Source organism: Fibrobacter sp., assembly GCA_017503015.1.
Lineage (GTDB): Bacteria > Fibrobacterota > Fibrobacteria > Fibrobacterales > Fibrobacteraceae > Fibrobacter.
The window spans coordinates 46,790-58,675 of sequence record JAFVTX010000050.1; the positions used below are offsets into that span (position 1 = coordinate 46,790).

An 11,886-nucleotide genomic window follows, 5' to 3' on the forward strand; every position below is an offset into this window, starting at 1 on the left:
CTGGTTACTTAGGTAAACGATATTTAACCATCGGATAGTGCCTTTGCCCCCCTAGACTTCTATTTTTAGGGTATGGAAAATGGAGAAAGTGTAAAATTGACAGAGCCCGATGTGCTGCAATACACGAATTTTCGCGTGTATCTTCGGGACTACTACGAATACAAGAAGAAGACCCAGCCGGCCTTCAGTTTGCGTTTTTTTGCCGAAAAAGCGGGACTTTCCAGTCACGCCCACCTGAAACTGACTATCGACGGCAAGAGAAACATTACCAAGAGTACGGTCACAAAGCTTATCCACGGTCTCGGACTTATTAAGCAGCGGGCCACTTACTTCGAGAACCTGGTGTTCTTTAACCAGGCCACCGACGACGAAGAAAAGAAGGTCTATTACGAGCAACTGGTCAAGGCTAGCCCCCATTCTAAGCTCCACAAGATGGACCAGGCCCAGCTCCGTATCTTTAGGGAATGGCACCATTCCGTCATTCTGGAAATGGTGTCCCTGAAGGGGTTCCGCCCTATTCCCGACTGGGTTTCCAAGCGTCTCGATGGCAAGGTGACTCCTGCCCAGGTGCAGGAATCCTTCAACCTCCTTCTGGAACTTGGCCTCCTGGTCAAGACGGCCAACGGATTTCGCCAGCGGGACCCTATGATCACTACCGATGACGAGGTCCAGGACCTGATGGTAAAGCAGTACCACCAGCAGATGTTGGAGATGTCTAGGGATAAGTTGTCCGAACTGGCAAGCCAGGACAGGGACTTTTCGGCCCTCACTTTCAGCATAAGGCGCAAAGATTTCCCCAATTTGAAAAAACAAATCCAACTAATGCGCAAAGAACTACTAGATTTTTCAGCCGATGCTGGAGAAGGAGACGACGTAGTTCAGGTTAATATCCAGCTGTTCCCCCTAACACGAGGAATGTAATGCGCTTTGCGGGGTTTAAATTTGGGGTTTTGATGGCTATGGCGGGTGTTGCCATGGCTTTTGTGGCTTGTTCTAGTGATGATAAGTCTGTGGCGGGTATCGAAATCGGGAACCCGTCCTTGGCCTTTACGGCAGATTTCTCTGTTGATTATTCCGAAATTTCCTCTAATTCTCTTGCTAAGGCGGCTGCCAAGGATGAACCTCTGCTGCTGGATTCCTTCGCCTTGGATTTCTTTGAGGTCCGCTCTTACTCCAGTTACTATGTGGCAGTAGACATCGATGTGGCAAAGGGCGTGCAGCTTTGGCCCGGTGAAGATCTTGCGGATTCTTCCTTGAAGGTTTCCTTTACTGACGCCGACCAGGTGGCAGAGCCTTTCAAGAATATACAATTGGAAGACAAGGGTTACTTGAAAGAGATGGGTGTTTCCTTTAGGCCGGCTAAAGGAATGTCCGACATCCGCGGAAGGTTGTTGATAAACGGCAACTATGTTCCCGTCCAGTATTCCCTCTCTTGGTTCGAACAGTTTGAATTACGGTATCACCACTCTCAGATAGAAAAGGTTTCGGACAGTGCTGCGAATTTGTCCGTAGTGTTCTATCCCCGCTATTTTGTAGATGGAATAGATTTCTCTACGGTCGAGGTTGCAGAGGATGGTGTTGTCTATCTTGATGAGGCGCGTAATGCTTCAATATGGGCGAAGCTGAACCAACAGTTCATCTCCAGCTTCAGACCGCTTCGATACGGATACACCGCTGTCGATGGTAATACTTCTGAGGATTATGTCCTGGACATTTGGGAAGGAATAATTGGTTCCTTGAGTGATAATACCATTACGAATGGGGATTTTTCCAAGGATTTTTATGGTTGGATTGTCTTTGACCAGTTCGACGGAAAATCCATTGCCTCTGTAAAAAAGGAAGGTAATGGAGAGCAGATTGCAAAAATCCAGGTGACTGAAGGTGGCAAGTATTCTTATAGTGTTCAACTCATTCAAGAAAATGTGGCTCTCCTTGCCGGCAAAAAGTACAAGTGCGTGTTTACCATCTGGTCCGATGTAGAGGGGCAAATTACCGCCAGAATCGGTGCCTACGATGATTACGAGACCATCGGCTTCCAGAAACATGTAGATGTGGGAACTTCGGGCAAGTCTGTAGAAATCGAATTTGTCCCGAAGGAGAGCACCCCCTTCGCCCGCTTTGAACTGAACCTTGGCGGTGAAGAACGGACCTTCTACATCAAGGCCGTAAAGATTTACCGCCTGCAAGAATAAAGCGTTTTTCTTTCGTCATGGCGGACTTGATCCGCCATCTTGCATTCGTTAGATTGTAAAATTTCAAAAATCTGAAGATTTTTAGGCATGTTTTCGGTGAAAAAAGCGTCTATACAAGTAGATGCTCTTTTTTGTGAGGAAATATGCTTGAATCCTGGTCCAATCTTGTTTTTGGAATGGAATGCCTTGGCTGTGGTTCTGCTTCGGAGAATCTTGACCCGTGGCTGTGCCCTGAATGCCGGAAGGCCCTTGTCGGGCTTTCAAAGGAGACTCGACATCCTTCGGACGATGTGGTCTGCCTGTTCCCTATGGAAGAATTGACCCGACGGTTAATACACCTGTTGAAATACCGGGGCATTCCCGGAATGGCGACATACCTGGTAAAGCACTCCTGCGTTATGCAGGGACGCTCTGAAAACTTGTTTCCGGAATTTGTGCGGCCGCTTTACTTTGTGCCGGTGCCACTCCATAGGGCCCGTTTTCGTGAACGGGGCTATAATCAGGCAGAAATGATAGCTCGTGCTTTGGCTACGTTGACGGGTGGTCAGGTATGTCGCTGGTTAAAGCGCAAGACATTTAGGGTGTCCCAGACAAAACTCTCCCAACAGGGACGGCAGCAAAATGTGGCAGGTGCCTTTGAACCGGCGCTTCCAAGAAAACTCCCTTCTTGTGGGACGGTAATCATTGTAGATGATGTTTATACCACTGGGGCGACTACGGGTGCGTGCCTTGATGCCTTAGGTAAGGATTTTCCCTTGAATACGAAGGTATGCACCCTGCTTTACGATATGCCCCTTAGCGCTACGATGGATTATGTGGCTGACCGAAGGGCCTTTTGGAAGGTGGATTAGTGATGAGTCTTGAGTTGTGAGTAATGAGTTGTGAGAACTGATAATATAAATGTATTGTTTTGATGAAAATAATGCATTTGACTTGATGAATTTTTGTGGGTATATTACAGGTGTAAACAAACAAGAATCTAATTCAAAGGAGGTTCATCATGAAAAAGACATTCTTTACTGCTGCTATTCTCGCTGCCGCTACCGCTTTTGCCGCCGATAACGTCCAGACTACAACACCCCAGCCTGTCGCCCAGCCGAAAGACAAGAGTTGGACACATTTCGTGGGTGCTGGTGTTACGGTTCCCGCCTCTAAGTACAATGTAGAGGGATCGGATTTCTCCCTGGTGAGCGCTGGGCTAAACCTCAGTTATATGGGAATCAGTAAGAGCGGCTTTGCGGTTCGTGCGGACTTGAGTTCTGGCGCTACGTTTACGGACGATGTCAAGTACAACGAAAAGGAAGATGCCGATGTTGGCACCTACGTTGCGGGCGAAGTCGGGCTTGGCTACGGGTTCGTGAATACACCGGACTGGACCGTTGCCGTTTTCGCAACAGTCGGTGTTGAAGGCTCCGTGTTTACGAGGGACACGGAAACCTACAAGCATCCGGACCTTGGAAAGGTGGACTGGACAAGATCTGTGACGCTTGGTGCCCTGACCCTTGGTGGCGACTTGGTTGTCCGTAAGGCTCTCGGCAATCATGTGGGCGTGTTCGCTTCTGTGGGCGGCCGTTGGGCACCTGTTGCAGTGTGGCTGCTTACTGACGAATATGACAACGACGATGTCAATCGCAAGGATACCTTCAAGTCCGACAAGAGCGATGGCGGATTCACGGTAGTGCCTACTGTAGGAGCCATGTGGAATTTTTAGGGATCGTGAGGTTCTCGTTTACGACCTACTATGAAAAGGAGGTTGAAAAAGAAAAGTGCCCTTATGTAAAATTAGCGAACAAAAGAAAAAACGCCCTCATGGGGCGTTTTTTTACGGAGGAAGAGGGACTCGAACCCCCAAGCCTGACGGCGGCGGTTTTCAAGACCGCTGACTTACCAATTAGCCTATTCCTCCAAAGGGCGGGTAAAGAATAAAAAACTACAGGGTCACTGTCAACACTTTTTCTATCTTTGGCGCCATGAAGGGAGAATGTGACGACAACTCTATGGAATCAGGTCGGATTCTAGATTTGCTGTTTTCGTACATGCCGAAGATTGCGGCAGAACGAAAAATGGACAATCTGTTGATTCTCATGGCCGATTTAGGCCGTTCCATGGTGTCTGCCGATCGCTGTTCCCTTTGGCTTATTGATAAAGATACCCGAGAACTCTGGACCAAGGTGGCTCACGGGGTGGACCAGCTCCGGATTCCTCTGGATGCAGGCTTCGTTGGATATTCCGTACGGACTGGGGAGCCTCTGCTGATAGAGGACGCTTACCAAGACCCCAGGTTTGACCGTCGCAGTGATGAAAAAACTCATTACCACACCACGTCCGTGCTGACCGTCCCTCTTTTTGATACGGAAGGAACTGTGATGGGGGCATTTCAGGCCATCAACAAGCAAGGAAACATGCCGGTGTTTTCTCGCCAAGATCTAGAACGCCTCATTCTTACCGCCGTCTATTCCGCAAAAACCGTAGAATCCGCCCGCCTGATTGCCGAGCAGGAGGCTACCCAGCGTGAAATTATCCATATCCTGGGTGAGGCGTCCGAGTACCGCAGTCAGGAGACGGGGGACCATATCCAGCGGGTGGCGGAAATATCTTACATTCTGGCCAAACACTATGGTCTTTCCGAAGAAGAGGCCGAACGCATCAGGCTTGCCGCTCCTATGCATGACTTGGGGAAAATTGGTATTCCCGATTCTGTGCTGAACAAGCCCGGCAAGCTTTCCGAGGTGGAATACGGGGTGATGAAGTCCCATTCCATCATTGGCGAAGAAATGCTCAAGACTTCAAAGAGGGAGCTTTTGCGGTTTGCCTCCGCCATTGCCGGTTCCCATCATGAACGCTGGGACGGCACGGGCTACCCCCGCGGGTTAAAGGGGGAAATGATTCCCCTGGCTGGTCGGATTTGTGCAGTGGCAGATGTGCTGGATGCCCTGTCCAGCCCCCGTTGTTACAAGGAACCCTGGCCCGAAGAACGGATTCGTGAGGAATTTAGGGCTCAGCGTGGAACGCAATTTCAGCCAGAGTTGGTGGATTTGCTTTTGGCCCATTGGGACGAATTTTACGGGCCTTACCGTCACTGATTGGCGGGTAATCATGAAATGTAAGAAAAAGAAAAGCTTCGGTCGTTAAACCGAAGCTTTTCGTGGTTCCGATTGGAATTGAACCAACGACACGCGGATTTTCAGTCCACTGCTCTACCAACTGAGCTACAGAACCAATTTGGTAGCCCAAAAATAGATGATAGTGTGCGTTTTGTCAAGGGTAAATAGAATATTACTAGCATTTTTTGGAAAAAACATATAAATTTAGGTAGTATATAGAGGACTTGCAATGCATATCTATAGTTGTATTTTCAAATTGTACCTAGCCGTACTTTGTATGGCGTGTTTCTTTGCTTGTTCCAATGGTGGAGGTGCGACCAAACCGATTGAAGAGGGCTCCGAAAATGGGGATACGGTGAATTCCGGTTCCTCGACTGCTCCAGGAGACAGTGCCGGTTATACTCGAGTGATTACAGAAACTGGGGATACCATTTACGTGAAGGATACGGTGACCGTGTATCCGGATACGTCCTTGCGCTGGATTGGCAATTCTGCAGTGGTTATTACCGAAATTGCGTCCCTCAACCTGGATTGGCTTGACATGGATGGAGACGATCCGTCTTGGGTAGAAGTTTATAATGCCGGTACAGTTTCTGCGAACCTCAAGGGCTGGGCTTTGGTAGAAAATCTGAAGGAGCCCAAGAAGTGGGTGATGGGTGACGAAGTGATTGCCGCCAAGTCATTCCGCACGATATTCTGTGACAAGAAGAATATTTCGTCTGTAGCTGGAATTGCTGACGGTAAGAATGCTGATGGTAAGATTTTGCGCAGTCGTCCCCACACCAATTGGAAGATGGACAAAAAGGGCGGAACGATTTACCTAGTTGATCCTAGTAATGGGATTCGTGATTCAGTCGCTTATCCTGAACTAGCCGGTGGCGTTAGCTGGGGAATTGTAGATGGAGGCGATTGGAAGTATTTTGGTACGCCGACTCCAGAACAACCGAATACAGAGGCTACGGCGTATGATGGTATGGCTCCGTCGGTAGATTTTAGTTCTATCAAGTCCGGTTTCTACAATGGCCCGGAAGTGACGATTAACCCGCCTAGTGTAGAAGCTGGCGTGACCCTTCGCTGTACCACGGACGGATCTGCGCCTACGGCATCTTCGGAAGAATTTAATTCCCCCAAAACGTTCTCCAAGAATACGCCGCTCCGTTGTTCTGCTTTCAAGAACGGAACCCTTACAAAGGAGGTTATTACCAAGACAATCTTTGTAGGTGAGACGGTAAAGATGCCTGTGGTGGCAGTCAGTGTAGATCCTGTATTCTTCCAGAAACATTATGTGCATGCTAGTACCGATGGTTGTGGCCCTAAGTGCGCTCCGACCGGATTGTTCGAAGATGTGGAACTGCCGGTGCATGTGGAATATTTCCCAAATGGCAGTAGCTCAGATGGCCCTGCATTTGGCGTGAATGCTGGCATTTCCTTAATGGGTAACTGGAGCCGCTTGGAGAATAAGAAATCTGTAGCCATCGTGATGCGTGAAGAATATGAGGATGGAAAAATCCACTACCCGTTATTTGAAACTCGCAAGGAGACCGCAAATACCTTTAGGGGCTTTAACTTGCGCAACAATGGTAACCGCTATGTGAGTGACTATTTGGAAGACGCCATGGCGGGAGCTTTGCTTGAAGGAACAAACGTAGATTATCAAAGAAGTCGCCAGGTGGTTGTGTATTACAATGGCAAGTACTATGGAATCCATGATATGCGCGAACGTGAAAACAAGCACTTTGTGGAAACTAACTACGGTATAGATGCCAACTCAGTAGAAATTATTAAACATTTGGGACATGATATTTCCAGCAACATGGGCTCTACAAGTAATTGGACGGACTTGTTGGATTTGGTAAACAAGAACGATGCTGTTTCGGATGCCGATTATGCTACCGTAAAGACCATGATGGATGTGGGCAGCTTTGCAGAATACATGGCTTTTGAAATTTATATGCACAATGGAGACTGGCCGGGAAACAACGTGCGCGCTTGGCGTAGCCCTGACCAACCATACAAGTTTATGGTATATGATTTGGATCATGGAATGGATTGGAGCTGGACTGCTTGTGGAGAGTTCTCTACAAATGAGCAAGCGACTGGAACCAATATGTTCAATTGGATTGCTTCTGGCGGATGCAAACATGAGACTGATAATAGAAGTTTTGCTAGTATTTTCAATCACCTAATCAAGAATGCTAACTTTAAGCGTCTGTTCATTAATCGCTCTGCAATCTTGTTCCAGAACTATGTGAATTCGAACAGGGTCAAGGCAACTTTGGAGGCTATGGCACAAACATTGAATAGTGACGAGACTACGAGAGACCTTGACGAAATGGAACGTAGGGATTACTATAACGCCTGTGGGGACAAGTTCAGTATTTCTGGGTCTTGTATGAAAACTTGGGCGACAAATCGCGATGGTACGGTGATTAGTGATTACAAGCAAAAGTTCGGCTTGGGCGACATGATTACCGTGAACATCAATGCTTCGGGCGGATCGGTGCTAGTGGACGGAATGAAACTGCCTTCCTCATCTTATGCGGGACAGTTCTTTTCTGGCAATGCAATTGAATTGACTGCAGTACCTGCTGCAGGAGGCATGTTTACGGGTTGGAGTGACGGCGTCACGGACAATCCGCGTATTGTGACGCCTGCGGCGGGTGCCACCTACACCGCCAACTTTAGTAAGTAGTAGTTTTTCTACATTTGCCGTGTGATTAGCCCCGTTCGTAAAATGTTCGACGGCATTGCCGGTCGTTATGATTTCTTGAACCACTTCCTGAGTTGTGGCCAAGATATCCTGTGGCGTCGCTATTGCTGTCGTCAGTTGAAAAAATACGGAGCTGGTCGTCGGTTGCTTGATCTCTGCGGTGGCACGGGCGACTTTGCGGTAACATTTGAAAAGTTCAATGGCCGGCCAGATGTGGCCGTACTTGGAGACTTTTCCTTTGGCATGTTGAAAGGAGTGTCGGGTAAAAAGACTGTGGCGATTCCTGTGCAACTGGACGCTATGCGGATTCCTTTTGCGGATGAATCCTTTGATGTGGTTTTGAATGGCTTTGGAATGCGCAATGTCCCCGACGCCCGTGGGGCATTGCAAGAGAGCTTTCGTGTTCTTGCGCCTGGGGGCTACCTGTGCGTACTGGAATTCTTTGCACCACAAAATCCGTTCAATCGGTTCTTTTATGGGGTTCTGGCTCCGATTTTTATCCCGCTGTTTGGAGCCTTCTTTAGTGGTAAGAAAGAGGCATACGAGTACCTGGTAAATTCTATCAAGCGTTTCTTGCCTGTGAAGGACTTTTGCCGTATGGCTGAAGAATGCGGATTCCAGGTGGCGAAGGTGAAGAGTTTCAACGGAGGAATCTCTTACGGGGTTTTCTTGAAAAAACCTCTGGAGGCTTTCCGTGGCTAGATTTATCCTTGGGGTAACTGGGGCCAGCGGGGCAATTTATGCGACCCGCACGGCCATGTATTTGAAAAAGTTTGGTCACGAAGTATCACTTATTGTGACAAAACCTGGACGCGACGTGGTGGAATACGAAGGACTGGGCGCCCTTTTTGACTATGCCGACCGGGTGTTCAATGTGGACGATTTTTTTGCGGAATGTGCCAGCGGAAGTGCCGATTACTCTGGTATGGCGGTGGTGCCTTGCTCCATGGGTACCTTGGGCCGTATTGCGGCAGGAACTTCCGACAACCTGCTGGTGCGCAGTGCTGATGTCTGTCTCAAGGAGCGCAGGGCGCTGGTGATTGTTCCTCGGGAAATGCCCTACAACTTGATACACCTGGAGAATATGGAACGGGTGACCCGTGCAGGAGCCGTTGTAATTCCGGCTTCGCCGCAGTTTTACAGCAGGCCGACCTCCATTGAGGAACTTGTGGACACTGTGGTGGCAAAAATCCTGAAGCATTTGGGGGCGGGTTCGGCTGTGGACTGTGCCGGGATTGTGAAACCATGGGAATCTCCGCACACCCACTTGTCATCCTGAGCCCCGTAGGGGCGATATACAAGACTTGGGGCTTTAGCCCCATAGTCGCGTTAGGTTCGAAGGAGCAGGATCCAGTCCCAAGTCTTGAATAAGCGATAAATGATTTATGTTAAAGAAAATTCTAGAGTTCGGTCACTTGGTGCGCTTTAGCCATTCGCTATTTGCGATGCCCTTTGCCATAGGTTCCATGTGGGTCGCGGCTCGGGGTTTCCGCGGCATGGATGCCGCAGAGGCGGTCAAGATTGTAGCGTTGATTGTGGGCTGTATGGTGACCGCCCGCAACAGCGCCATGAGCTTTAACCGCATAGCCGACGCCGATATCGATGCCAAGAACCCGCGTACCGCAGGGCGCCACTTGCCTGCAGGGCGTCTCAGCAAGGCGTCGGTTATTGCCTTTCTGGCCGTAAACGGCGTACTGTTCGTTTTATTTGCGGCACTCTTGCAACCTCTCGCCGGCCTGCTGGCTTTGCCCGTTTGGTTGTTGTTGTTGTCCTATTCTTACTGGAAACGTTTTAGCTGGCTTTGCCACTGGTTTTTGGGCTTTGCTATCGGAATGAGCCCCTTGGGAGCCTGGATAGCCATCCGGGGCGAGTTTGCCGTGTTCCCGATTTTTCTCCTGGTGATTCTGATGTTGTGGATGGGCGGTTTCGACATTATCTACGCTACCCAGGACGAAGAAATTGACCGAGAGATGGGCCTCCATTCGGTGCCGGCCCGGTTCGGCCGCAAGCGTGCCCTGCAGATAGCTTTCTGGAGTCATGTGGCCATGCTCGCCCTATGCGTTTTCTTTGGCGTGTTTTGGAGTATGGGAGCCCCTTGGTGGGTGGTGACGGGCCTAATGACCGCGGCAATCCTCTATATCCATTTGTTCCGAAAGTCCGATGACCTGGATGCCATGAATAGGGATTTCTTTTTGGCCAACGTGGCTATCAGCGTGTTGGTGATGGTCGGACTTATTGTGTGGATTTGCATGGGAGGTAACGTCGATGCCCTTTATTAAACGCCCCGACGGAAAGTTTAGCACCGAAGATAAAATCAAGATGTTTCAGCAGATGGGTTCTGTAAGTGCCGTTATTGCCTTGGTGTTGATAGTCCTGATTGAAACGGGTATTGCCGGCGAACAGAAGCCCCTGGCCGAAATGGGCCTTACCGCCATGATTGTGGTGCTGGCAGTTTCCCTCGGCGGAAGCCTTTACTTTAAGCGGAAACTGTAGTTATATTTCCAGATCTGCACTGTACACCGTTTCGACGGTTCCGTCGTCGCATTGAAACCGTAGGCTGCCGTCATCGTTCATGTCGATGATGCGGCCTTTTTTTCTTTGCGCACCCGCGCCGTTTTCACGATTCTGGTCGGTGCAGCGGTTATTTACGACGATAGTGCCTTGAGTTCCAATGAACTGGTCCATCTTGCGCCAGGCGGCGACCCAGGGGCGGATGCCGAATGCCTTGAATTGTCCGATGGCCCGTTCCAGATTTGCTACGAGCATTTGTAAGAGCTTTTCGCGGTTGATGTTTTGCCCGCATATATTCTTGAGCGTCGTAACAGCTCGACCCAGATGGGCGTAATCAGCGGGATCGCTGTTCACGTTGATGCCGACTCCCATGCTGACGGCTGGGATTGACGCGCTACTCGACTCCGCGGACTTGATATAAACTAATTCGGTGAGTATCCCGCAGAACTTGTGCTTGCCGCAGAGAACGTCGTTTGGCCACTTGACGGACACCTTGCCGATGTCCAGATTGCCACGTCCCTGTACGTTAGAATCGTCCTGCAGGTTTTTGAAAACTTCGGCAAAGGTAAGGGCCGCCACCTGGGTGATTTGAGGCGCTGAAGAAAGAGAAATCCCTTCTAGCGGAATCAGGATGTTGAAATAGAGGTTCCTGCCGGCGGGGGAGTCCCAGGTGCGTTCGTGCCTGCCTCGACCTGCGGTCTGCGTGTCGGCTACAATCAGAGTGCCGGGGGCGATTTCTCCTGCAGAGGCCATTGCCTTCATTAGGGAATGGGTGCTTTCAAGAGTTTCAAAAAGCAGGGCGGGCGCATTGCCAAAACCTGTGAGTTGCCAATCCGTGAATTTGCGTTCAGATATATACATGTTAGGCGTCAATTCCGAATTCTGAAATCCGAATTCCGAATCACTCCTCGTCCTCTTGCTGCTCCTGCAGTTCCTTCAGGGCTTCTTCGGGGAAGATGGCGAAGAATTCCCGCTTGCGGTCTTCGAACAGCTGCAGTATGCGTTCCTATTCGAACTGCTCGCGGTCGATGTTCTGCATAAAGAATTCGTCACGGGCGAAATCCCTGGTGGTCATCAGCTTCTTGATGTCTTCGGAAAGGTCTACCATGTCCCACAAGATATAGTAAGACCCTACATCTAGACTACCGAAAATGTCCACGTTGAGAAGTACCGTGTTGGCCTTGCTGGAATCCACCAGCTGGATGTTGGATTCACGCTTTTCCGGGCGGAAAATTTGCACGTCACTTACGGGCTTGGACAAGTCCTGAGCCCAGAGAGCCGACGCCACAAATAAAACGGCAAAAATGTGTGGAACCTTGAATTCCATACCTACAATATAAAATGAATTTTCCGAAAAAAGAACCGGATT

Annotated in this window: 11 protein-coding genes, 2 tRNA genes and 1 pseudogene; 10 read left to right on the plus strand and 4 right to left on the minus strand. The window is 49.5% G+C overall.

The genetic code is table 11. The features are described from left to right. The first annotated feature begins 72 nt into the window (after positions 1-72). From IKB43_09220 to IKB43_09235, 4 genes are all read left to right on the plus strand, one after another. Positions 73-921: a TIGR02147 family protein gene (locus tag IKB43_09220; GenBank protein MBR2470310.1), complete on the plus strand. Its 849-nt coding sequence runs from the start codon at positions 73-75 to the stop codon at positions 919-921. A 32-nt stretch (positions 922-953) separates the two neighbouring features. After that, the gene (locus tag IKB43_09225; GenBank protein ID MBR2470311.1) at positions 954-2,192 is read left to right on the plus strand and encodes a carbohydrate binding domain-containing protein; all 1,239 of its coding nucleotides are present in this window, start codon (positions 954-956) and stop codon (positions 2,190-2,192) included. 143 nt (positions 2,193-2,335) lie between these two features. Beyond that, positions 2,336-3,043 carry a ComF family protein gene (locus IKB43_09230; GenBank protein MBR2470312.1) on the plus strand — a complete coding sequence of 236 codons (708 nt, stop codon included), beginning with the start codon at positions 2,336-2,338 and terminating at the stop codon, positions 3,041-3,043. Between the two features lie 149 nt (positions 3,044-3,192). Further along, complete coding sequence (locus IKB43_09235) at positions 3,193-3,903, plus strand: hypothetical protein (protein MBR2470313.1); 711 nt, start codon at positions 3,193-3,195, stop codon at positions 3,901-3,903. 114 nt (positions 3,904-4,017) lie between these two features. Here IKB43_09235 and IKB43_09240 read toward each other — a convergent pair. Continuing rightward, positions 4,018-4,098: transfer RNA gene (locus tag IKB43_09240), tRNA-Ser, on the minus strand. A 64-nt stretch (positions 4,099-4,162) separates the two neighbouring features. On the opposite strand from IKB43_09240, the gene IKB43_09245 reads away from it, so the two are divergent. After that, the gene (locus IKB43_09245; protein MBR2470314.1) at positions 4,163-5,275 is read left to right on the plus strand and encodes an HD domain-containing protein; all 1,113 of its coding nucleotides are present in this window, start codon (positions 4,163-4,165) and stop codon (positions 5,273-5,275) included. Positions 5,276-5,338: 63 nt separating this feature from the next. On the opposite strand, the gene IKB43_09250 is transcribed toward IKB43_09245, so the two are convergent. Further along, a tRNA-Phe gene (locus IKB43_09250) sits at positions 5,339-5,411 on the minus strand. Between the two features lie 162 nt (positions 5,412-5,573). Between IKB43_09250 and IKB43_09255 the strand changes: the two genes are divergently transcribed. From IKB43_09255 to IKB43_09275, 5 genes are all read left to right on the plus strand, one after another. Next, on the plus strand, positions 5,574-7,988 hold the full coding sequence (locus IKB43_09255) for a CotH kinase family protein (protein ID MBR2470315.1): 2,415 nt from the start codon (positions 5,574-5,576) through the stop codon (positions 7,986-7,988). Positions 7,989-8,009: 21 nt separating this feature from the next. Continuing rightward, positions 8,010-8,708, plus strand: coding sequence for a ubiquinone/menaquinone biosynthesis methyltransferase (locus tag IKB43_09260; protein MBR2470316.1), 699 nt, complete (start codon positions 8,010-8,012; stop codon positions 8,706-8,708). Beyond that, positions 8,701-9,285: a UbiX family flavin prenyltransferase gene (locus IKB43_09265; GenBank protein ID MBR2470317.1), complete on the plus strand. Its 585-nt coding sequence runs from the start codon at positions 8,701-8,703 to the stop codon at positions 9,283-9,285. The genes IKB43_09260 and IKB43_09265 overlap by 8 nt, the downstream gene beginning before the upstream one ends. 106 nt (positions 9,286-9,391) lie before the next feature. Next, a complete protein-coding gene (ubiA, locus tag IKB43_09270) occupies positions 9,392-10,285 on the plus strand; it encodes a putative 4-hydroxybenzoate polyprenyltransferase (GenBank protein ID MBR2470318.1) in 894 nt (297 codons plus the stop codon). Then, positions 10,272-10,499 (plus strand): hypothetical protein, encoded by a 228-nt coding sequence (locus IKB43_09275; GenBank protein MBR2470319.1) that lies wholly within the window; start codon positions 10,272-10,274, stop codon positions 10,497-10,499. Before ubiA ends, IKB43_09275 begins: the two co-directional genes overlap by 14 nt. On the opposite strand, the gene IKB43_09280 is transcribed toward IKB43_09275, so the two are convergent. Beyond that, positions 10,500-11,378 (minus strand): biotin--[acetyl-CoA-carboxylase] ligase, encoded by an 879-nt coding sequence (locus IKB43_09280; GenBank protein ID MBR2470320.1) that lies wholly within the window; start codon positions 11,376-11,378, stop codon positions 10,500-10,502. Between the two features lie 40 nt (positions 11,379-11,418). After that, a pseudogene (locus tag IKB43_09285) lies at positions 11,419-11,844 on the minus strand (hypothetical protein). Positions 11,845-11,886: the final 42 nt, after the last annotated feature.